This window comes from Nostoc paludosum FACHB-159 (assembly GCF_014698835.1).
GTDB lineage: Bacteria > Cyanobacteriota > Cyanobacteriia > Cyanobacteriales > Nostocaceae > Nostoc > Nostoc paludosum.
Genome location: NZ_JACJTU010000001.1, coordinates 94,466 through 117,176, shown reverse-complemented (window position 1 = coordinate 117,176; position 22,711 = coordinate 94,466). Strand labels below are relative to the sequence as shown.

The 22,711-nt window shown below is 42.8% G+C and carries 19 protein-coding genes; 9 read left to right on the top strand and 10 right to left on the bottom strand.

What is annotated here, in order from left to right; genetic code table 11:
* Positions 1 to 501 precede the first annotated feature (501 nt).
* Both H6H03_RS00490 and H6H03_RS00485 read left to right on the top strand, forming a co-directional pair.
* Entirely contained in the window at positions 502 to 2,265 is a 1,764-nt protein-coding gene (locus H6H03_RS00490) for an ABC transporter ATP-binding protein (RefSeq protein ID WP_190953125.1), read from the top strand.
* Positions 2,266 to 2,578: 313 nt separating this feature from the next.
* Positions 2,579 to 2,842, top strand: a complete 264-nt coding sequence (locus tag H6H03_RS00485; protein WP_190953124.1) for a peptidase — start codon at positions 2,579 to 2,581, stop codon at positions 2,840 to 2,842.
* Between the two features lie 141 nt (positions 2,843 to 2,983).
* On the opposite strand, the gene H6H03_RS00480 is transcribed toward H6H03_RS00485, so the two are convergent.
* Entirely contained in the window at positions 2,984 to 4,384 is a 1,401-nt protein-coding gene (locus tag H6H03_RS00480; RefSeq protein ID WP_190953123.1) for an amidohydrolase, read from the bottom strand.
* An 81-nt stretch (positions 4,385 to 4,465) separates the two neighbouring features.
* On the opposite strand from H6H03_RS00480, the gene H6H03_RS00475 reads away from it, so the two are divergent.
* Together H6H03_RS00475 and H6H03_RS00470 are read left to right on the top strand one after the other, a co-directional pair.
* Complete coding sequence (locus tag H6H03_RS00475; RefSeq protein WP_190953122.1) at positions 4,466 to 5,239, top strand: cysteine hydrolase family protein; 774 nt, start codon at positions 4,466 to 4,468, stop codon at positions 5,237 to 5,239.
* Positions 5,240 to 5,625: 386 nt separating this feature from the next.
* Positions 5,626 to 6,081: a cupin domain-containing protein gene (locus H6H03_RS00470; RefSeq protein ID WP_190953121.1), complete on the top strand. Its 456-nt coding sequence runs from the start codon at positions 5,626 to 5,628 to the stop codon at positions 6,079 to 6,081.
* 139 nt (positions 6,082 to 6,220) lie between these two features.
* Here H6H03_RS00470 and H6H03_RS00465 read toward each other — a convergent pair whose 3' ends face one another.
* From H6H03_RS00465 to H6H03_RS00445, 5 genes are all read right to left on the bottom strand, one after another.
* Positions 6,221 to 6,616, bottom strand: coding sequence for a hypothetical protein (locus H6H03_RS00465; RefSeq protein WP_190953120.1), 396 nt, complete (start codon positions 6,614 to 6,616; stop codon positions 6,221 to 6,223).
* A 378-nt stretch (positions 6,617 to 6,994) separates the two neighbouring features.
* Positions 6,995 to 9,106, bottom strand: a complete 2,112-nt coding sequence (gene argZ, locus H6H03_RS00460) for a bifunctional arginine dihydrolase/ornithine cyclodeaminase (protein WP_190953119.1) — start codon at positions 9,104 to 9,106, stop codon at positions 6,995 to 6,997.
* A 637-nt stretch (positions 9,107 to 9,743) separates the two neighbouring features.
* On the bottom strand, positions 9,744 to 11,585 hold the full coding sequence (locus H6H03_RS00455) for a tetratricopeptide repeat protein (RefSeq protein WP_190953118.1): 1,842 nt from the start codon (positions 11,583 to 11,585) through the stop codon (positions 9,744 to 9,746).
* A gap of 35 nt (positions 11,586 to 11,620) precedes the next feature.
* On the bottom strand, positions 11,621 to 11,824 hold the full coding sequence (locus tag H6H03_RS00450; RefSeq protein WP_190953117.1) for a hypothetical protein: 204 nt from the start codon (positions 11,822 to 11,824) through the stop codon (positions 11,621 to 11,623).
* A gap of 9 nt (positions 11,825 to 11,833) precedes the next feature.
* A complete protein-coding gene (locus H6H03_RS00445) occupies positions 11,834 to 13,123 on the bottom strand; it encodes an adenylate cyclase (protein ID WP_190953116.1) in 1,290 nt (429 codons plus the stop codon).
* 127 nt (positions 13,124 to 13,250) lie between these two features.
* Here H6H03_RS00445 and H6H03_RS00440 point away from each other — a divergent pair, with 127 nt between their 5' ends.
* The 4 genes from H6H03_RS00440 to H6H03_RS00425 all read left to right on the top strand — a co-directional run bounded on the left by H6H03_RS00440 (position 13,251) and on the right by H6H03_RS00425 (position 16,801).
* Complete coding sequence (locus H6H03_RS00440; protein ID WP_190953115.1) at positions 13,251 to 14,879, top strand: DEAD/DEAH box helicase; 1,629 nt, start codon at positions 13,251 to 13,253, stop codon at positions 14,877 to 14,879.
* Entirely contained in the window at positions 14,809 to 16,023 is a 1,215-nt protein-coding gene (locus tag H6H03_RS00435) for a DUF790 family protein (RefSeq protein WP_190953114.1), read from the top strand. Before H6H03_RS00440 ends, H6H03_RS00435 begins: the two co-directional genes overlap by 71 nt.
* Positions 16,024 to 16,125: 102 nt before the next feature.
* Positions 16,126 to 16,368 carry a hypothetical protein gene (locus H6H03_RS00430; RefSeq protein ID WP_190953113.1) on the top strand — a complete coding sequence of 81 codons (243 nt, stop codon included), beginning with the start codon at positions 16,126 to 16,128 and terminating at the stop codon, positions 16,366 to 16,368.
* A complete protein-coding gene (locus H6H03_RS00425) occupies positions 16,349 to 16,801 on the top strand; it encodes a type II toxin-antitoxin system VapC family toxin (protein WP_190953112.1) in 453 nt (150 codons plus the stop codon). Before H6H03_RS00430 ends, H6H03_RS00425 begins: the two co-directional genes overlap by 20 nt.
* Before the next feature lie 28 nt (positions 16,802 to 16,829).
* On the opposite strand, the gene H6H03_RS00420 is transcribed toward H6H03_RS00425, so the two are convergent.
* The 4 genes from H6H03_RS00420 to H6H03_RS00405 all read right to left on the bottom strand — a co-directional run bounded on the left by H6H03_RS00420 (position 16,830) and on the right by H6H03_RS00405 (position 18,380).
* A complete protein-coding gene (locus tag H6H03_RS00420; protein WP_190953111.1) occupies positions 16,830 to 17,522 on the bottom strand; it encodes a PD-(D/E)XK nuclease family protein in 693 nt (230 codons plus the stop codon).
* Positions 17,523 to 17,606: 84 nt separating this feature from the next.
* The gene (locus tag H6H03_RS00415) at positions 17,607 to 17,879 is read right to left on the bottom strand and encodes a type II toxin-antitoxin system RelE family toxin (RefSeq protein WP_190953110.1); all 273 of its coding nucleotides are present in this window, start codon (positions 17,877 to 17,879) and stop codon (positions 17,607 to 17,609) included.
* Complete coding sequence (locus H6H03_RS00410; protein ID WP_190953109.1) at positions 17,876 to 18,079, bottom strand: hypothetical protein; 204 nt, start codon at positions 18,077 to 18,079, stop codon at positions 17,876 to 17,878. The genes H6H03_RS00415 and H6H03_RS00410 overlap by 4 nt, the downstream gene beginning before the upstream one ends.
* Positions 18,080 to 18,206: 127 nt before the next feature.
* Entirely contained in the window at positions 18,207 to 18,380 is a 174-nt protein-coding gene (locus H6H03_RS00405; RefSeq protein WP_190953108.1) for a hypothetical protein, read from the bottom strand.
* Positions 18,381 to 18,549: 169 nt separating this feature from the next.
* Between H6H03_RS00405 and fxsT the strand changes: the two genes are divergently transcribed.
* Positions 18,550 to 22,584 carry an FxSxx-COOH system tetratricopeptide repeat protein gene (fxsT, locus tag H6H03_RS00400; RefSeq protein WP_190953107.1) on the top strand — a complete coding sequence of 1,345 codons (4,035 nt, stop codon included), beginning with the start codon at positions 18,550 to 18,552 and terminating at the stop codon, positions 22,582 to 22,584.
* Positions 22,585 to 22,711: the final 127 nt, after the last annotated feature.

Here is a 22,711-nt window from a genome sequence, read left to right as displayed (position 1 = left end):
GGTCGTTGACTGTTGAACGCCAGTTGCCACCCTACCCTGCGGGAACCCTCTTCTCCTTTGGAGACGCTAACGCGAACGAGGGAACGGGAACGCTAAAAGCGAACAACTTTGGGAACCAGAGCAACGCACTGGCTCTTGTTAACTGTGAACCCCGTCAACAGCAAACAATAGCAATGGAATATTTTTTACTTGGAACTCCCTTATTGAATTCGGGATGTCGTTTATTGAATTCGGGATGTCGTTTATTGAATTCGGGATGTCGTTTATTGAATTCGGGATGTCGTTTATTGAATTCGGGGTGTCGTTTATTGAATTCGGGCAACCGCCGATAATGCACAATGCAGAGTCTTGCCACGCTACCACAAACAAATTGGATATTTTTTTAATTGGAAGTCCTTTAGACAGAATTAATTACACACGTTGTTTTCTTGTTCCCCCAACCCTATTCTCCCAACCCCGTTCTCTATCTCCACAAATAAATTTAATTTTGTCCAACTACTTATGAAAGTCCGCTCTAGCTACTGGCAACTGTTACCCTATCTGTGGCCCCAATGGCCGCTGTTAGTTCGGGGGTTAATTTGTATATTAGGATTTGTGTTGTTCACCCTAGCACTGCCCTACCTAACAGGTCAGATCGCTTTTTTTGTTGGTCAGGGAAATGTTAACCAGATTGCCTACTGGCTCGGACTAGCTACTGTGGTATTTTTGGTTCGAGGGCTTTGTCAATACGGGCAGAATGTGTTTATGATTGCTGCCGCTCTCAACATGGTTTTAAACTTGCGTAAGCGGGTTTACGCTCACCTGCACAAACTCGGATTGGATTATTTTGAAACCACACAAACGGGTGACCTCACTTATCGGCTAACTGAAGATATCGATCGCGTAGGCGAGATTGTAGACAAGTTATCCCATCAGTTTCTTTCCAATCTCTTGCAGTTAATTGCGATTCCCATTTACATGCTCTACCTGAATTGGCGACTCACCCTTGCAAGTTTTGTTTTGGCTCCGTTGATGGCTTGGTTGATTGGGCTATTTGGTCAGCGATTACTTGTACTATCTCGCCAGAGTCAAAATCAGGTTTCTAATTTGTCAGCGATGCTAACTGAAGTTTTTAGCGGGATTCGCGTCGTTCAAGCTTTTGCAGCACAAGGGTATGAAATTAAGCGATTCAATCGAGAAGCAGAAAGCAATCGCAAAGCTAAGTATCGCGCCCTACAACTTAAATCTATTCAATTTCCCGTTGTCGGTTTTTTGGAAGCAGTTAGCATTATGCTGCTGTTTCTATTGGGAGGGTGGCAGATTTCTCAAAATCAGCTGACAGCTCAAGGGTTTATTAGTTTCTTAGCTGCTGTGGCTATACTGATTCAGCCAATCGATTTGTTGATTAGCAATTACAACGAGTACAAACAAACTGAGGCTTCTGTCGAACGCATCTTTGAATTGATGGCGAAGCAGCCGAATTTAAGCGAAAAACCAAATGCTAAGGAATTGCCACGAGTTGCAGGTAAAGTAGAGTATCGTCATGTCAATTTCGCCTACAATCCCGGTCAGCCAGTCCTCAAGGATCTCTCTTTGCTAGCCGATCCTGGCAGTGTCATAGCCTTGGTTGGGACTTCTGGTGCTGGAAAATCAACGTTAATTAGCCTTTTACTTCGCTTCTACGATCCCCAGGCGGGTGAAATTTTGATTGATGATATCGATATCCGCGATGTCAGCCTTACCAGCTTGCGCCATCAAATTGGCATTGTTCCCCAAGAAATTACGCTTTTTTCAGGAACGATCGCCGAAAATATTGGTTACGGTCAGGAAGAATTAAATTTAGCAGCAATTGAGGAAGCGGCGAAGATTGCCAACGCTCACTCGTTTATCACCCAGTTTTCCCAAGGTTACCATAGCTGGGTAGGCGAACGGGGAGTTAACCTATCGGGAGGACAACGCCAAAGATTAGCCATTGCCAGAGCCATCGTCAACGATCCCCGAATTCTCATCCTTGATGAAGCGACTTCTGCTTTGGATTCGGAATCAGAAGCGCTAGTTCAAGAGGCGATCGAGCGAGTCATGCAAAACCGTACCGTGTTTATTATCGCCCATCGCTTGAGTAGCGTTCGTCGGGCTGACTGCATTCTCGTACTCGAACAAGGACAGGTAGTTGAAGCTGGTACTCACGCCTCTCTCCTGGCTAAAGAAGGGCGCTATGCGCGTTTTTATGCCCAACAGTTTTACTCTACAGATGAGGGAGGGAGTAGGGATGAAGAGATTTTTTGATTATTTAGTATAATTTAACGTAAATTCGACAGACCTCACCCAGCAGGGAGGAGAGTGAGGAGTAACGAAAAATTAGGCTTTTTGCTCCCCTCTCCTTCGAGGAGAACGGCTGGGGATGAGGTCAAAATTCTGTACATCGAATTGACATTAATTTGTTACGTTAATGTTGCTTTGAAAACAGGAAGTAATACCATTTCGCAATTAAAAAACTTAGATGTAGGAAGAATTTCCTGCCTTACATCTGTTGCTTGATTTTAGAGAATTGGTGGTATAAGAGTAAAGCGCAATATTCTTTTTCAGGAATCGTTTGTTTATGACTCGAATGTTTCGACGATACCATCGTCAGATTGCGATCGTGCTGTGTCTGCCATTATTTATCACTGTGGTAACTGGCATGAGCTTTACCATTGCCCATGAATGGTTGCATCAAGATGATTTGGGCGAATTTATCCTGAGAATACATACCCTGGAAATCTTGCATTTAGAAAAAATTTATCCCCTTTTAAATGGTTTGGGATTAGTCGGGTTGTTAATTACTGGTTTAAGTATGACAGGGTTATTTCGTGAACGAGCCTAATCAGCTTCATGATGTATTGAATTCAGCCCATCTGATGTCGGTAGCCATCTTAGCTTTGGCTACAAATGAATGTGTAAAACATTTTATAGTATGTTATACTGCGGCATCAAACAGGGTATTTTATCCTTGTTCATTTGTCTTTTATAACCCCATAACCCTGCGATAATGAAGCTCTAATTGCTCTACCGTTTGAGATTTTCGTTTAGTCTCCCATTGACTGCGATTAAATAATTCTTCTCGCAATTCATCAACATTAATTGTTGCAAATTTACCATCATTAATAATTTGCTTGCCGTTTACCCAAGCACTATTAACAACATTACTAGGACGCCCCAAAACTAATAAACCAATGGGGTCTGTACGTGGTAACAATGATAAATTTGTGAGGTCATAAAGTACTAAATCGGCTTGTTTACCAACATTTAAAGAACCAAGTTTATCTGAAACATTTAATCCTTTTGCACCTCCTAAAGATGCCATTTCTATTGATTTTCGAGGTGTAATCCAGTGCTGATAATCTAAGCCTGTAACGTTATGTAAAATTGAACCAATTTTAATAGCTTCCAACAAATCTTGAGAGTCATTACTAGAGGCACCATCACAACCAAAAGTGACATTTACTCCAGCTTGGCGATATTTTAAAATTGGGGCGATGCCACTGCCTAAACGTAAATTGCTTAAGGGATTATGAACAACTGTAGATTGAGTTTCTGCGAGAATATCGATATCATTATCATTTAACCAAACACAATGGGCAAGAGAAGTTTTATTGCTTAAATAGCCAATTCTTTTCAAATGTTCCACGGCTGTACAACCGTACTTTTCTTGGGCGAGTTTTTCTTGTGCCCTGGTTTCGAGTAAATGGGAATGACGACTAAGATTGTAGCGATCGCTTAATTCAATACACCCTGCAAACAAAGCATCTGTACACAATTGTATTCCTGTTGGTGCAACTAAAATACTCACACCTTCATCTGGGCGATGAAATTTTCTCACCGCCTCTTCGATGATTTCCAATGTTGCCGCAGTTGAGCGAAAATAAGGTTCATGATTTTGGGTTGACTCCCCAGATGGAATACCTGCGGTGAGAGATTCATCTTGAATTAAAGGCGCAATAAAAGCCCGAATTCCTATTTCTTTGTAAGCGCGAATTGCAATAGCAATGGTTTCTAACTCTTGTCCGGGAATTAACACTAAGTGGTCTACTACACTCGTCCCGCCGGAAAGTAAAGTTTCCACCGCCGTCCCCAAAGCGCTGAGATATACTTGTTCAGTATCTAGAGGAGCAAAATCATACAGTTCTGCCAACCATAATTCTAAAGGCAAAACCGACATAATCCCCCGTTGCCACATTTCCGAAGAGTGGGTGTGGGCGTTAAAAAAGCCAGGAAGCAGCAGCTTATGTTTACCATCTATAGCTGTACCGATTACCTGTAGGTTCGGGGCAATGGCAGCGATTTTACCATCTACAACCTGTACATCTACAGTCGCGTAATCATCAGTAGTAGCAATCAAAACATTTTGGATGGTGAAACTTAACATATTTAACCTTGATTAAGTAATCGTATTCTGGACTGAGTTTCAAGTTACAAAATAGAAAATGGTATTGGCTATTGCAATTTTATGAATTTACCATTACGGACATTGGGGTTTCCACCAAATGCGTGGACAGTGAATGATGCTATTGCAGATATCACTCGTCCGCAAAAGACCCCACAACCCGTTATCTTAGCAACAGAAACAAAAACCCTGCGTCTAGACCTCGCAAAAGCCGCTATTCTCGTTATTGATATGCAAAACGACTTCTGTCACCCTGACGGCTGGTTAGCGCATATCGGTGTGGATGTCACCCCAGCCCGTAAGCCCATTGAACCTTTAAAGAACTTACTCCCAGAACTGCGTACTGCTGGTGTGCCAATAATTTGGGTGAATTGGGGGAATCGTCCCGACTTACTCAACATCAGTGCAGCTTCGCTTCACGTCTACAACCCTACGGGTGACGGCGTGGGTTTGGGCGATCCCTTACCTAAAAATGGTGCTAAAGTACTCATGGCGGGTAGTTGGGCCGCGGCAGTGGTGGATGAACTACAACCGCTAAGAGAAGATATTTGCGTAGACAAATACCGGATGAGTGGCTTCTGGGACACACCTTTGGATAGTATCTTGAAGAATCTGGGAAAAACGACACTATTTTTTGCTGGTGTCAACGCTGACCAATGTGTGCTGACCACATTATGTGATGCCAACTTCTTGGGATATGACTGCATATTAGTCAAAGACTGCACCGCTACAACATCACCTGAATATTGTTGGTTGGCGACATTGTACAATGTCAAACAATGCTTCGGTTTTGTCACAGATTCTCAAGCAATTTTCACAGCTTTAAGTGAGGAGTAGAGACGCGATGAATCGCGTCTGTATTTGTCTGTATTTACAGATTAGTAATTTTGTAAATTATATCATGTTCGGGTAATTAGTTATGATTTCGGTAATCATTAGACCCTACCCCTTAATCCCCTCCCCGCAAGCTCTTAGGGGAGATAAAGCACAGCTTTAGCTCTTTGGGGTTCTTCAAGTTTAGTAAGTAATTAACCGGGCATGATATTAGACATACAACTACAGCAATCCTAAATTCTTTGTGAAAATCTCTCTTCTCTCTGTGTGCCTCTGGATGAGATCATTTTCTAAATCTCCAATCACACAGCAAATAAGATTAATAACAACTAAATATTCAACACTTGCATCTTTTGTCATCATATCAACAACTTCGAGGGGATAAATAAATGCACGCTACTCGTTGTGTAATTCCTATTATCAAATCTCCCAAAGATTACCAAGTATATCGCATCAGTCCTAACGACTCTAATCGTTTAGCGATTATTTTCGATTCGACGAATGCGAATACTTCCTTGACTTGCTGCGTAGAAATATTTGATGTCGGCGGACAAACACCGCCAAACCGCCATCAGTGGGCAGTAGAAATGTTTTTTGTCCTTAAAGGTGAAGCGATCGCCATGTGTGATGGCAAGATGGCTAACATTAAAGCTGGAGATAGTTTATTAGTGCCTCCCACTGGCACACATTTAATTAAAAATACAGGTTCCACTCGGTTGTATACTCTAACTGTAATGGTGCCTAATGAAGACTTTTCAGAATTAATTCGCAGTGGAATACCAGTAGAGTTAGATGCAGAAGATCTGGCAGTACTAGGGAGATTAGATGCTTTAATGCCTTGTTAAAAGAGAATTGGGCAGGGGGCAAGCAGGAAGTGTGGGAGGGATGGGAGGTGTGGGAGGATAGGAAAAAAATCTTTCCCCCCACACTCCCCACACTTCCCCATCTCTCCTCTGCTCCCCAGTCGCCAGTCCTCACTCTCTTTTACTCAAATTTGAGCGTTGCTTTTGAAGGGACTTCAAGTAAATAAAAATAATCAGGACTCAACCATTCTCGCCAATTATTATCGCCACCGTTACCAATATATTGAATTGATGATTGGGATACTGTTGACCAAATTTTAGGAGAAAGCGCTTTAGGAAAAATAACTACTTTTAGTTCTTGGCGATCGCCAAATGAAACTTTTGTACTAAATGTCCCTTGACGCGACTTAATTCCATTATTATCGTAATCTTTAACTTCGATTTGGTTCAGTGGTTTGAGATTATTACAAAAGTCAAGTCGTTTATCATCTGGCGATCGCAAGCTAACCAAGGCAATCATTGATATAAAGGCTAAAAAAATAAAAATAAATATTTTTCCAAGTCTATGAACTTTCATTACTCTATATTGATATTTGTTTATCCACACTACACCGTTCAATCTTTGAGACACGATGAATTCATCTGTACATGAATACTTTTTAGATCAATACAGTCAATACAGTTTAGATAAGCCTATTCCCTGTTCCCTTTTTCTTAACCCAAGTGTATTGCATCCTATCTTAGAAAACAAAAAATAGTAGGGTCGAAAATACTTACCCTACTATTAAACTTGTTACGCCTAATGGCGATCGCACCAGAAGTTTCGTGTAATATAGCGGTAGTCACATAGGTTAGGACATTTTAAAAACTTGAATGCTAGGCATAGTAAGACTTTTACCTCCTGCCTTCTGCCTCCTGCCTCCTGCCTCCTGCTATATCTGGAGTAGTTCGTTTTTTAACCTACCTTGCTAATATAGGGACTTGTTAATTTATCCAACTGCTGAATCAAAAGGCTGAGGAATAATCCCACATCTGTGACTACACCTACTGATTCTATAGAACCGCGATCGCTCAGTTTTGTCACCACAGCTGGATTAATATCCACACATACCATTTTCACTCCCGCCGGAGTCATATTGCCCACGCCAATGGAATGTAGCATTGATGACAGCATCAAAATCATCTCTGCACCTTCTAAGTTTTTGGCATATTGTTCTTGGGCTTTGAGCAAATCCATTTGGGTATCAGGTAAAGGCCCGTCATCCCGAATCGACCCAGCAAGCACAAAAGGCACGTCGTTCTGGACGCACTCATACATTACGCCACTCTTAATTACCCCTGCTTCCACAGCTTTGGGAATACTACCGTAACGGCGGATGGTGTTAATTACCTTCAGGTGATGGCGGTGTCCACCACGTACAGCCACACCCCGCTTCATGTCCACACCCAAGGAGGTGCCCATCATATTTTGTTCGATGTCATGGACGGCGATCGCATTGCCACCGAGTAGTGCTTGTACGTATCCTTGGCGAATTAGTTGCGCTAGGTGTTCGCCGCCACCAGTGTGAATCACCACAGGGCCAGCTGTGACAACTACTTTACCACCAGCATCACGGATTTTACGCAACTCCCAAGCCACTTGTTCCACGACTAATTCGACGCGGCGTTCGCTGGAAACTCCCGACGACATAAAGGTGAATTCTTGGGTACTGCGTTGTTCCCGCGATTCAGTTTTGCGGATGGTGCGGATACCTAACACGTCTGTAACTACTTGTTCGCCAATTTCTAAGTCACGTAGTATTTTACACCTTGCTTTGAAGCCATTGGCTGTTTGAGTAATGGCGATCGCGCCATCCATCCGCTGATTTTCCACCTTCACCCACTGCCCATGAATCCGCACTTCGGTAGGATAAATTGTACTGACGTAGAAATCGTCAGGTGCTACGCCATTTTGGGTTACAGGCTCTAGTTTAGCGTCTCGCTCATCTTGGGGTAAGTCTACAGCACCTAAATCAATCAACCGCGAAATGATTTCTTCCATCACTTCATGGGATGGTGCTGATACCTTCACTTCGGCAGCTGAGGTACTTTGGCGCTGTTCTCCTAAGTTGAAATTCAGAACTTGGAAACTTCCGCCAGCATCTACAATTAAATCCAGAGCGCGGTTAATCAAACCAGCATCTAGCAAGTGTCCTTCCATGCGAATGACGCGGCTTTCCACCGAGACGTTGGCATGAAGTTCTTCTCTAACTGGTTCTGTCACGCGTAAGGTTAGACATTTAGCCGCACCACCAGCTTTGAGAAATTCAGTAAGCGGTGTTTCCAGCACTTGGAAACCAACATCAGCAAGGCGGGATTTCAAAGTATCACTCGCCTTGTTCATAATAACGATGCTGTCTACATTCACCGCATTACAAGCAAAATTCACTGCATCAGCTTCGGCAATAGCAATTCGCTTTTCTGGTGCGACCCGCATTTGAATTAAGCGGTTGGAGTAGGAATCAAAAGCACCTGGATAGTATAGCAAATAACCGTTTGCTAACGGACAAAAGCAAGTATCCAGGTGATAAAAACGTTCGTCTATCAGTCGCAAGGAGAGTACTTCAATATCCAGCCATTTTGCGAGGTAAGGGTGAGAATCTAATTCCGAACGGAAACCGTATCCCGCCCATAACCAGCGTCCTTCCCGATCTAGCAGTGCGTCTCCTGCGCCTTCAAAAGGCAAATCTTTGGGAAGTTCATTGACTGTATAACCATTTTCTTCAAACCATTGTTTGAAGTAAGGTTCTTCTCCCTGACGTTCTCTGTGTAAAAAACGACTCAGAACAACGATATCTCCCAGTACCAAACCAGCGTTGGCAGTAAAAACCATATCTGGCCAACCTTTCTCTGGTGACACTAAGTCTACAATGGCGTGTTCTTTAAGCAGCTCGTGTAGTCCTTGCCACTGTTCTACGGCGCGATCGCGCGATGATTTGTGAATATTCCCTTCCATCCAGGGATTAATCACATAATCGACATCGTAGTGATCGGGAGGACACATCAAAAAGCGAATCCGGGAAGTCATAAAAATTTTACAAGCGTATTTTGGACACAGATTTCTGTTTTTGCAATTTTGTCAAATCTGCTACTAGAGCTTCTACCTTTTGATAGTTGAAAGCTTTACAAGGGCTTCGTTCTTAATTCTATTACTGGAAAATACAAACTGAAGGTTAAGAAGAAGACAAGGTGGCAAAATGGCATGGAACTGGCGGTGTAATTTCGTGTTATTCTAACCGCATCAGCTGGTGATACAGCAGAATTGATGAATTCTTAAGTAAGATAAGCTTGATGTCTGGCTACCAAGCTCAGGCTACGTACCTCATCAAATTGAAATCTATTGTTAAGCATCTGTTGTATTTTGTGTACTTTTTGCTGACACAAATCTTTATATATTAGTGTTGCGCCACTAACTAATAAAAGTTATGCCAAAGTAAGCGATCGCTCTGTTCTAGGGACGTGTTAAGCTGTTATGCATTTCACGCGGCAGACAATCGTAATATTTTAGTGACTTAAAAGTCAAGAGTCCAGAATCTAGATTGAACTACATCTAGCTGTGTGCCTTTAAAGCTAAGCAGCGTAGTATTCGCCTGATGGATTTAGCGATACGGTAACAGATTTTAATTTCCCTTCTGGTAATTGAGATACCTTGCAGTAAACCTTGCCTAATCTTGCTGATATTCTTCTAATAGTTGCGGGATGTAATCATAGCCATCTACACCAATAAGTGCAATGATTTTAGGACGATGTTGCTGTAATAATTTTTGGAAAGCTTCTGCCCCTATTTGCCCTTGTAAAATTTTCAGTAACCCTGCTGGTTGACGCCATTCACGAGAAGCAATTTGGTTCAAAAGATACATTCCTAAACTGCCTGTGTAAATGGTTTTTTCGGTATTTTGCAAATGATAATAAGCTTCAGCTAAATAAGCTAAATTGCGTCCTTGGAGATAAAAATCACCAGAAAATTGCGCTATTTTAAAACCATCTTCGAGATATTTAATTGCTGTTTGATGTTGTCCAATTACTAAATAAGCAATTCCTAAGCTGTTGACACATAAGGCTTTACTAGGAACATCGCCTAATTTTTCTGACAACTTTAAACCTTGTTCCAAATAGTTAATTGCCGATTCATAGGTTTCTGGTTCTAGATTTTCTAGTTGTTGAGCTTGCATGACTTCGCTGTAGCCTAAATTGACTAGCGCGTTTGCTTCTCCTGTACGATCGCCTGCTTGCCGACTCAATATTAATCCTCGTTGGCTGTAGTTAATTGCCTCAGCATAATTTTGCTGTTGTACGTAGGTACGGCTGAGGTGGTTGAGATTAGCAATTTCACAGGGGCGATCGCCTGCACTCCTAGCTATGTCCAACGCCTGCTGATGAAAATTAAGGGAGCGATCGTATTGTCCTAAAGCACGCTGAGAATAACCTAAAAGTGTCAAAATCCGCGCTTTTTCTTGGGTTCCCTCCACAGTTTGCAGTGGTTCATCCAAATAGTCCAGAGTATTTCGGAGATAACTGCCAGAAAACGAGGCAAAAATGCCGCCGTAAAGGGGAAAATATGAGCGTTGGGCAAAGGTTCGCAAAATCTGGAGCATAATTTGAGAACAAGCATCGCTATATCCTGCACCAATGCTCTGAAAACCAATTGCTAACTGACTCCAAATCACTGCGAAGGTTAAAAAAGTCGAAATGGACAACTTCGGCCCTGCCTTAACGTCGTAAGCTTGTTGGTCAAACCAGTTAATTAAGCCTCGTTGCAAATATTGTAAAACCAACGCCATTTCTACCCAATCTCTGAGGGTGATACCCCGTTGCTGTTCGGCAAATTCAATTGCAGATTCCTCCATCGCTAGGGTGCGAAACAGTCTTTGGGGTAACTCACTATTAACTTGCTTCGCCCAACTCGCCCAAGGGCCGCGTTCACCCGGTACACCACCAAATCCCAGAGATTCTCTTTGCTCATACATCCAACTGAGCAAATTTTCTTGTAGGCGTTGCCAAGAAGCTAAACCACGGGTGATACCTTCAGAAAATTGTTGTAAATCGGCATCTACCTGGGCAAATTGCTGTAAAGATTTTGATAACTGCTGTAATTGTGGCAAATTTAGCGGATACTTTTGATTCGGGTCGGTAACACGAACAAATGCTGCCAAACGCTCATTAACAGAAGCAGTAGTAATTTGTGTAACTGCAAAAGCGATCGCTTCTGTAGCTTTGTTTTGCTCTTGCCAGCGTTGCCATTGAGTTTGAATGGTTTTAATCGCTCTCAAACTGCGAGTAGCTTTAGCTTTTTTGAGTTCGTCTTTTTCGCTATCAACTTGGCTTTGAAGAACATTCAAGCGATCGCTCAAAACTAGCTCAAACACCTCCCCTGTACCGGAAGTTATGTTTTTAAGCAACATTTGATACACCTGTTCCACAGAGCTAATTTTGCCCTTGAGGGTGGTTTCGATAATTTCATCGATTAAGGCAAGATAGCGATCGCGCAATGGCAGAGAGTCTGACACTTTGGCTACTAGGAAACGTCACGTCAATTCTAATTCTAGTCTGGGAGGGGGGAGGTGGGGAGACGCGGGGACTGGGGACTGGGGACTGGGGAGATGGGGGAGTGTGGGGAGTGTGGGGAGAGAGGGGGATGGGGGAGTGTGGGGAGATGGGGGAGTGTGGGGAGTGTGGGGAGAGAGGGGGGAAAGATTTTTTCCCTATCCTCCCACACTTCCTGCTTGCCCCATGCCCCATGCCCCATGCCCAATGACTAATGACTAATTAATAAATAAGTCATCATTTCACCTTTACCTTTAACTTTAATTAAACCTCGTTCTTCTAATAAATATTTATCTTTTAGAAGTTGATAGCTTGCTTCACAAACTTGGATACTACCTGCTATACCGTGTGATTCCATGCGGCTAGCTGTATTGACTGTATCTCCCCAAAGGTCGTAGGCAAACTTTTTCAGACCAATCACTCCTGCTACTACCGGGCCTGTACTGATGCCAATGCGAATGCGAAAAGATTGGTTATTTTCTTCATTAAACTGAGCTACAGCATTTTGCATATCTAACGCCATATTAGCTATGGCGATCGCATGGTTGGTAGACTGATTTGGCAACCCAGCAACAGCCATATATGCATCACCAATGGTCTTAATTTTTTCTACTCCATGACGTTCTGCTAATTGGTCAAATAAGCAAAATATTGTATTTAATAAATCAACTAATTCCGCCGGAGATGTACGAGATGAAAGTTCTGTAAAACCCACAATATCAGCAAATAGCACCGTCACTTCCATAAAACTATCAGCAATAGTTGTCGGCTGTTGTTTTAATTGTTCGGCAATCATTTCTGGCAAAATATTGAGTAGCAGCCTTTCTGATTTTTGCTGGGCTACCTCCATCGCTTTACGGGCGTCGAATTCATTTTTTTGTAAGCGTTCATATAAATAAACAGAAAAAACACAAATTATGCAAGTCCAAAAAAAATATATACCGTGTTCCACATAATAAGCTAAGGGATTTTCTAAGGTAGGTTTATATAGTACATATAAAATTAAATAGCAGAAAATTGTCCCAAGTTGTGATATTAAATGCATCCACCATTGTACGGGTACAAGTGTAGCTTGGGTTAAAAACATTAAATTCCAGAGATTGTTTGTTGGTTCAAGATAATTAAATAGCAAGGCTATATCAATTTGAACAACACAAGTTACAGACCAGCATAAGCTCAAAAAAATTAAATCCGGATGGCGTTGTCCGATGGAAGTTTTACATAAAATCGAACAAATCAAAATGAATATTTCTACTACAAAACCAATCTTAAAAGCGTATATTTTACCTAGTGCCTGTGAATTTGCCCAAAGAAAAAAAGCGATTAAAGTCAAACCAGCAATCAGCATAATCTGAGCCTGCAATTGTAGTCGCTTGAGCAGGAAGCGCTGTCGCTGTTCTTTGTAGGATTTGTCAAAGCTATTGCTTATTTGCCAATGGGGCATCCCTTGACTCATGAGGGCATCGAGTTGACTTTTGTCAGAGTTATTTGGATGAATCATGCACTTTTTACGTTATTAGTAATCAAGGGAGTGGGGAATTAAAAGTTAGGAGTTAGGAGTTAGGAGTTAGGAGTTAGGAGTTTTATGTGCCCCATGCCCAATGCCCCATGCCCAATGCCTAAAAATTATGGTTCGTACCCCAACATTGACTTTCGATCGCGGCACATTAATTTTGCATCCACCACCACGCGGCAAAGCTTGGATGGACTACGCCACATGGGATGATAGAGTTGAAAAATTCCGCATTCCGGCGATTAGATACCGATCGCTCGTGGAAGCACTACAAGCGGAAGATGTGAACTTTATCGATGAAGCAAAGGAATTTTATCCTCTAGATTTGGTTTCTAGTTTGGAAATGGAACCATATCCTCACCAGAGTGAAGCTTTAGCAGCTTGGAAACTAGCGGGTAGGCAGGGGGTGGTTGTGCTTCCCACGGCGGCGGGAAAGACTTATTTAGCACAAATGGCCATGCAGTCAACCCCCCGCACGACGCTGATTGTAGTCCCGACTTTAGATTTAATGCATCAGTGGTATGCACATTTAGTGGCGGCTTTCCCCGATGCTGAGGTGGGATTGCTGGGGGGTGGTTCGCGGGATAAAACACCGATTTTGGTGGCGACTTATGATAGTGCGGCAATTCACGCGGAAGCGATTGGAAATCAATATGCGTTGATTGTTTTTGATGAGTGTCATCACTTACCGACAGATTTTAATCGGGTAATTGCTGAATATGCGATCGCACCTTATCGCTTGGGACTTTCTGCAACCCCAGAACGCACCGATGGCAAACACGCTGATTTAAATATTCTCATTGGTCAAGAAGTATATCGCAAACGCGCTGAAGATTTGGCGGGGAAGGCGTTAGCAGAACATGAAATTGTCCAAATTAAAGTCAAGTTATCGCAGCAAGAACGGGAAAGATACAACCAATTAATTCAAACTCGCAACGACTTTTTAAAGCAATCTCGCATTTCTTTGGGGAGTCTTCAAGGTTGGCAAATGTTCGTGCAAATGAGTGCGCGATCGCAAGCTGGACGTAGGGCGATGTTAGCGCATCGAGAAGCCAAAGATATTGCTTTGGGTACTGATGGAAAGTTACGAATTTTAGCTAATTTATTAGCAGAACATTATCCAGCTAGAATTTTGATTTTTACGGCTGATAATAGTACGGTTTATCGCATTTCTCAAGAGTTACTAATTCCGGCAATTACTCATCAAACTCCCGTGAAAGAACGCCATGAAATATTAACAAAATTTCGGGAGGGTACATATAACACGTTGGTGGCTTCTCATGTGTTGAATGAGGGGGTTGATGTGCCTGCGGCTTCTGTGGCAATTATTTTATCGGGAACTGGTTCGGCGAGGGAGTATATTCAGCGGTTAGGGAGGGTTTTAAGGAAGGGGAATATTGAGAATAAGCAGGCTATTTTGTATGAGGTGGTGGCTGAGGATACGAGTGAGGAGGGGACTTCGGCGAGGCGACGAGGGGAGAAGAGAAACGTAGACGCGACAGCGGCTTCCCAAAGGGTACCGCAGAGGCGCGGAGGACGCAGAGAGGAGGAGGAGAAGAAGGGGAATTTGCAGGTTGTGTATGGGAGTGGGAAAGGAAGGAGTTTGAAGGCGGCGGAACAGTTAGAAATAAATTATTCAACTGGAAGTTCAAAATCTAAAATCAAAAATTCAGATGTTACCGACAGATTTACTGATGCATCGCCAAAACGGGGAGGAGATCATCCCGAAGAGACTGAAGATTGATAATAAAACTTCGGAGTTGGCGATTGAGTTGATTAATTATTTTCAATCAGCGGTGGGAAAAACTCAGGGTGCCCTTGAGCGACAACTGACTGATTTTGAAGGAGATTCGACAGATTATCGGGTGAAGCGGGGATTAGCTTATATTCTCAAAAGTAGTTTTTGTACTTTTGAGGTGGTTAGTCCTTTGGAACCACAAATGTTAAGAGAACGGGTGTTTTCTCTGGCTGCAAAGTCTGTTTCTAGTCGGGAATCTACACAAGTGACTCTGGGGAAAGTTGCTGATGAGTTAACTCAAGAACTGGAACGGGAAGTTTTACCAGAACAGGTTCGCAATGGATTATATGCTGATTTATCTGAGAATAAAATTTTGACTGTTTTTGATGCACCAACAGCGCCAGATTTGTTAAATCGATATAACTTATCTCAAGTGCAGGGTGTATTTTATAAAGCGAGTCAGTTAGTGTTAAATGCTCATCGCAATGTTCCGGGAGAATATAAGCTGTTATTTCGCTATCTCAAGTTATTTCAATTGATGGCTTATATTGAAGGTGATGCCGACCACGGATTTACAATTACCATAGACGGGCCGACAAGTTTATTTAATCCTAGTACGCGATATGGGTTGGCGATCGCTAAACTTATCCCCGCTTTACTTCACGTTACAAAATGGAGTCTTTCTTCCATTCTCCAAACTCGTGATGTTTATACAAATACTTGGAAAACTGGACGTTTTACTCTCAATTCAGAATGTGGTTTGGTATCCCACTATCCACCAGGAAAGCCCTACGATAGTATGCTAGAAGCATCCTTCGCTGATAAATGGGATGCTTTGAAAAGTGGCTGGGCATTAGAGAGAGAAGTTGATTTAATACCAATTCCTGGTAGTGTAATGATTCCTGATTTTCGCTTAGTGCATCCTGATGGACGTAGCTTTTTATTAGAAATTGTTGGTTATTGGCGACCAGAATATTTACAAAAGAAATTTTCTCAAGTGCGGCGTGCTGGACGAGATGATTTGATTTTGGCTATTTCCGAGCGACTTAATTTAGAAAAGGCGGGAGTAAAATTAAATGATGTCCCCGCCAGAATTGTTTGGTTTAAAGATAAGTTATTGCCAAAAGCTGTGTTAGCTGTAATGGATTAATTGAGGCGACTGGGGATTGGGTACTTGGTATTGGATATTTGTTATGAAGAAAACTCTTTCCTAATCCCCAGTCCCTAATCACTTTTAACAAGGAGAAATGAGATGAAAACTATAGAAACAATTGCCACAGTTACCAAAGATGGTAAAATCACAGCGCAGTTACCATTGGATATTCCAGAGGGTGAACATCAGGTGGTAATAGTAATTGATGAGAAGCCTTTGGCACAGAAAGCAGAGAGCAAACAAAAGCGTCCTCCTCTAAACTTTCCTGTGCATGATTGTGGACTTTGGCCTGAAAATCTTTCTCTAAGACGCGAGGATATGTATGACGATTGGGGAAGGTGATCCTATTTTTTTAGACACAAATATCCTGGTGTACGCTAGTCAAATTCAGTCTCCATTTCACCAACCTGCTATAGAGGCTATCCAAGGTTTTTATGATGCGGGGGTTCAACTATGGATTAGCCGACAAGTGTTGCGAGAATATTTGGCTACCCTTACCCGTCCGCAACAATTTGCCAACCCACTACCTATTGAAATAGTAATTCAGGATCTCCGCTATTTCTATAACCGCTTTCGGGTAGCTGAAGATAGTTCTCAGGTAACAGAAAGGTTACTAGCACTCATGGAGCAAATTTCTATTGGTGGTAAGCAAGTTCATGATGCAAATATCGTTGCTACAATGCTAGTTTATGGCATTCCTGAATTACTGACTCACAACACAGGTGATTTTGCTAGATTTTCGGAATTAATTAGTGTGTTGCCATTACAAAATTAGACTGTTTGATATTTTGCAATCCCACTGATTAACCCCAAATACTTCTGCGTTCCCAATATTGGGCGACTCTTTTTTCCCACTCTTCCCAGTAATCTTTTATCACTGCTGGTTCAAACCAAAATACCTCGGCTGGCATCTCTGGAATTGCTACTACCAACAAAGCATGATTTAGCTGAATGCCATAATCTCGATAATAGTTGTTAATTGCTCCAATGTATGCTGTAATTTGCAGTGGATGTTCGTATAAATGCTCGATTGAACCTTTAGGTTTATCTGCTGTTTTCCACTCGCAAATACAGGGGATGCCTTGATAGCTGGCAATACAATCGACTTTGCCAGAATAGCTCAAATCGTAATGAAAAACCGAGCCTTCCACGAGTCTTATTGTGTCGATTTCTGCTAAAACTGGCTTAATACTTTCCCAATAAGGGCGACTGGCTTCGGGACAAACAGGATTTTGCCCAAGGAGGTAGCGCTCAATTTGTTTGTGTGTTTGGGTTCCCCGACGACTGGCATTTGTAGATATGCGGGTGGCTTCTTCTGTTCCAACACGCGCTTTCCAATTTAATAATCTGTCTCTGTCTGCTTGGGGTTTGGTGACATTAAGTATTGTGGTGACGCTGGGGAAGCGGTTTCCCTTGGCATCTACATAATATTGTTTACCATTTTCTCTGAGAGATTTACTATTAATTCGAGGTAGGAGTTGGGTATTAAATTGCATTTGTAATTCGTAATGGGCTACGCCCCGCTACGCTAAGGTAATACTCGCCTCCGGCGAGAAGCAAGCTACGTAATTAAGATGGTTTTATTTTGGAAAATAACGATAAATATCTTTCCGGTGTAGCACTCGCTGAAATAGGACTGTTTCTCCATCAAAAATAAGTCCTATACGATAATCACCGACGCGGATGCGATAAGCATTTTCATAACCCTGAAGTTTTTTGAGGTTAGTAATTTCTTCAAAGGTTAATAGTTGTGGTATTTCTTCAAAAGCAAGGGTTTTAATAGTCTCATAGTAAGGTGTACTTTTTAGAGCCTTGAGATCCTTGATAAAGCTGGGTAGATATTGGGTAATCACTCTTGTTCTAGTTGTGCTAATGCTTCATCAATATTTAGAGGTATTTCATGTTCTACTGCCTTCATTGCTAAGATAAGTCCTTCATCCTCAATAGCTTCTAGCAACCGTAGATAGTCATCAAAACCTATGACTACTTTGCGGATATTACCTTCCATATCAGTAATCAGTTCTTGAGCAAAAGGGTATTTATCAGTTTGCATTTGGGTTGTGATTTTTTAGTCATACTATGACTTTAGCGTTATTAGCTGCCCAGATTCCCGACTTCTTCAAGAAGTCGGGAATCTAAATCCAGCTTAAGTAAGTGACATTCCACTCTACATATTACTTTTACTTCAAATCATCCCCCTCTGTCTCCTCTGGTTCCAGCAATTCCCAAATGAGAAAGGTAATTTCAATGAAAATACCCGAACCTGGGATTAACCACTCTGCAATTAAGGGAATTACAAATAGTAAAACTGTCACCAGCTTTTTAATATTGATAGATTTCGTTGCCTTTTGCATTTGTTTCACCTTGAATACTGAAGCAACGGTAAATTTGGGGTAGTCAGTGAAAGCAAATACGGTTGTTTGTTGGCTGTAATGGGTGAATACCCGGAGATTTGAGTTTGGGGATGCTAGATTAAGTTTGGGGATTCCCGAAACTTTGTCTAAATTTGAGCAAAAGTAACCGATGGCGCGTGTTAGCTATGGCGATGATGTTAAAGCGCGGGTAAGGCTGCTGTTAGAAAGGTTGTTGGCTTATGCCAATGACGAGATAGAAAAGGGTGAGCGTTTTAAAATTGACTTTAATTTGCAAACACCAAAGCAACTAGTTGTGAGGACACAGCTAAGAGTTTTGGCGTCACTTGGTGGTTTAGAGAAAGAACAAGTTCGAGAAGCACTAAAAGCACTTGCTGAGTTTTTGGGTGTTCTGGAAGATTTGCGCGAACACAAGCGAGGTTCGGAGAACTGGCATTTTAAGCTGACGCTTTGGTGCGACAAAGGCGATAAAGATGGGAACTTAAACAAATTTGATGAAGAATGGCAAAGCCGTAGAGAAGAAAAGCCAGGTGTGCAGCGTGCTGAAGCAAGAAAAGCTAAACCCAAGCCGACGTTTTACGAAAATATTCCCTTAAGTGGAGTGGTGGAGTTTGTTGGACGTGAAGTGGAATTAGAAAATCTCCACCAGCTTTTGCAGGAAAATGAACAGGTGGCTATAGCTGCTGTTGCGGGGATGGGTGGAGTTGGTAAAACTGAACTTGCCCTACAATATGCCAGAAATCACCGCGAAACTTACAAGGGTGGAATTTGCTGGTTACTGGCAAAAGTTGGTGATGTGGGCATTCAAGTTGTAGAGTTTGCCAGAACTGTGCTTGATTTAAACCTACCAGAAGGTTTGGATGTTCTTGCACAAGTGCAATATTGCTTTCGGCATTGGCGCGAGGGCGATGTGCTACTAGTGTTAGACGATGTTGGGGAATATCAGCAGGTTAAGCCTTATTTACCCTCGTCATCTTCCCGGTTTAAGGTGTTGATTACCACGCGCCAATACTTGGGAGCATCTATTAAGCAATTATCCCTGGATGTATTGCAACTAGAAGCGGCGCTGGAGTTATTAAAGTCATTTTTTCAAGAAACACCACAGCGAATTGAGCAAGAATTAGCTGTTGCAAATCAGTTGTGTGAGTGGTTGGGATATTTGCCTTTGGGTTTGGAATTAGTGGGGCGATATCTCAAGCGCAAAATAGACCTTTCTCTAACAGAAATGTTGCAACGGTTGGAGAAAAAGCGACTAGAACAACTCGCTTTGGATAAACCAGAAGGCGACATGACAGCACAACGGGGTGTGTTAGCAGCTTTTGAGTTGAGTTGGCAGGAATTAAACGACGATGACAAGCAGTTGGGCTGTTTATTGAGTTTATTTGCACCCGCACCTATAGCTTGGGATTTGGTGGAACAGTGTTTAACCGAGGAAGACGAGGAAGAGTTAGAGGAAATTCGGGACGATAAGTTATTGAATTTGCATTTACTCCAGCGCAAAGATGAGGGAGTTTACCAACTACATCCACTGTTGCGCGAGTTTTTCCAATATAAGCTTACAGATTTAGAACAGGCAGAGGAATTAAAGCGTTCCGTTTGCAAGCTAATGGTAGGAATTGCCGAAAATATTCCTTATACCCCCACCCTTGAGCAAATCAACGCTGTTTCCCCAGCTATACCTCATATAGCTGAAGTAGCAAATCATCTCATTGAATTCATCAGCGATGATGATTTAATTTGGCCATTTATCGGTAACGCTTGGTTTTACAATGGTCAGGCATTGTATGAAAAAGTAGCACCTTGGTTAGAGGAGTGTTTAGAAGCCACTAAACAGCGCTTAGGAGAAGAACATCCAGATGTTGCCGCTACCCTCAACAACCTGGCGTTACTCTACTACTCCCAAGGAAAATACAGCGAAGCTGAAAGCCTGAACCTGCAAGCTTTAGAACTATGGCGACGCCTGCTGGGAGAGGAACATCCATCTGTTGCCACTACCCTCAACAACTTGGGACAACTCTACTACTCCCAAGGAAAATACAGCGAAGCTGAAACCCTGTACCTACGAGCTTTAGAACTATGGCGACGCTTCCTGGGGGAAGAACATCCAGATGTTGCCGCTACTCTCAACAATTTGGGACAACTCTACTACTCCCAAGGAAAATACAGCGAAGCTGAAATCCTGTACCTACGAGCTTTAGAACTATGGCGACGCTTGCTGGGAGAGGAACATCCTAATGTTGCACAAAGCCTCAACAACGTGGCACAACTCTACTACTCCCAAGGAAGATACAGCGAAGCTGAAACCCTGAACCTACGAGCTTTAGAACTATGGCGACGCTTGGTGGGAGAGGAACATCCTAATGTTGCACAAAGCCTCAACAACGTGGCAGAATTCTACCGTTCCCAAGGAAGATACAGCGAAGCTGAAACCCTAAACCTGCAAGCTTTGTCACTATGGCGACGCTTGCTGGGAGAGGAACATCCATCTGTTGCACTTAATCTCAACAACCTGGCGTTACTCTACTACTCTCAAGAAAGATACAGCGAAGCCGAACCTCTGTACCTGCAAGCTTTGTCACTATGGCGACGCTTGCTGGGAGAGGAACATCCTAATGTTGCACTTAATCTCAACAACCTGGCATTACTCTACCACTCTCAAGAAAGATACAGCGAAGCTGAACGCCTCAACCTGCAAGCTTTGGAACTAAGGCGACGCCTGCTGAGTGAGGAACACCCTGATGTTGCACAAAGCCTCAACAACTTAGCGGGACTTTACCAATCCCAAAAAAGATATAGCGAAGCTGAACCCCTCTACATTCAAGCTTTGGCACTCACATGCAATCTGCTCGGAGAGGAACACCCTAATGTCGCGACTAGCCTCAACAACTTAGCGGGACTTTACGAATCCCAAAAAAGATACACTGAAGCTGAACCCTTGTACATTCAAGCTTTGGCACTCACACGCAAGTTGCTGCCAGAGGAACACCCTAATATCGCCACTAGCCTCAACAACCTAGCGGGACTCTACGAATCCCAAAAAAGATACACTGAAGCTGAACCCTTGTACATTCAAGCTTTGGCACTTAGGCGCAAGTTGCTGGGAGAGGAACACCCAGATGTCGCCACTAGCTTCAAGAACCTAGGATTACTCTACTACTTCCAAGACAGATACAGTGAAGCTGAACCTCTGTACATCCAAGCTTTAGCACTCAGGCGCAAGTTGCTGGGAGAAGAACACCTAGATGTCGCCGCTAGCCTCAACAGCCTAGCCTATGTCTACGAGTTCCAAGACAGATACAGCGAAGCTGAACCTCTGTACATCCAAGCTTTAGCAATCAGGCGCAAGTTGCTGCCAGAGGAACACTCAGATGTCGCCATTAGCCTCAACAACTTAGGATTACTCTACTATTCCCAAGGCAGATACAGCGAAGCTGAACCTCTTTTAATCCAAGCTTTAGCAATCAGGCGCAAGTTGCTGCCAGAGGAACACCCAGATGTCGCCACTAGCCTCAACAGCCTAGCGTTAGTCTACTATTTTCAAGGCAGATACAGCGAAGCTGAACCTTTGTACATCCAAGCTTTGGTACTCAGGCGCAAGCTGCTGCCAGAAGAACACTCAGATGTCGCCATTAGCCTCAATAACTTAGGATTACTCTACTATTTCCAAGGCAGATACACCGAAGCTGAACCTCTTTTAATCCAAGCTTTAGCAATCAGGCGCAAGTTGCTGCCAGAGGAACACCCAGATGTCGCCACTAGCCTCAACAGCCTAGCGTTAGTCTACTATTTTCAAGGCAGATACAGCGAAGCTGAACCTTTGTACATCCAAGCTTTGGTACTCAGGCGCAAGCTGCTGCCAGAAGAACACTCAGATGTCGCCATTAGCCTCAATAACTTAGGATTACTCTACTATTCCCAAGGCAGATACACCGAAGCTGAACCTCTTTTAATCCAAGCTTTGGCACTCAGGCGCAAGCTGCTGCCAGAAGAACACTCAGATGTCGCCATTAGCCTCAACAACTTAGGATTACTCTACTATTCCCAAGGCAGATACACCGAAGCTGAACCTTTGTACATCAAAGCTTTAGATATTTGTGAGCAACAGTTAGGAGTAAATCACTCAACTACTGTAACTATTCATAGAAATTTAGCAGATTTGCGCGATCGCCTCCCCTCAGAACAGTAAAATTCATGTTGCCAACCTCATCAATCAAGCTTTTATCTGCAAGTTTCGCGTTCTAAACGAGAACATTCCTGTTTGTAGTGAGAACGTTTCTGTTTCAAGTGAGAATGTTTTTGTTCTAAACGAGAAC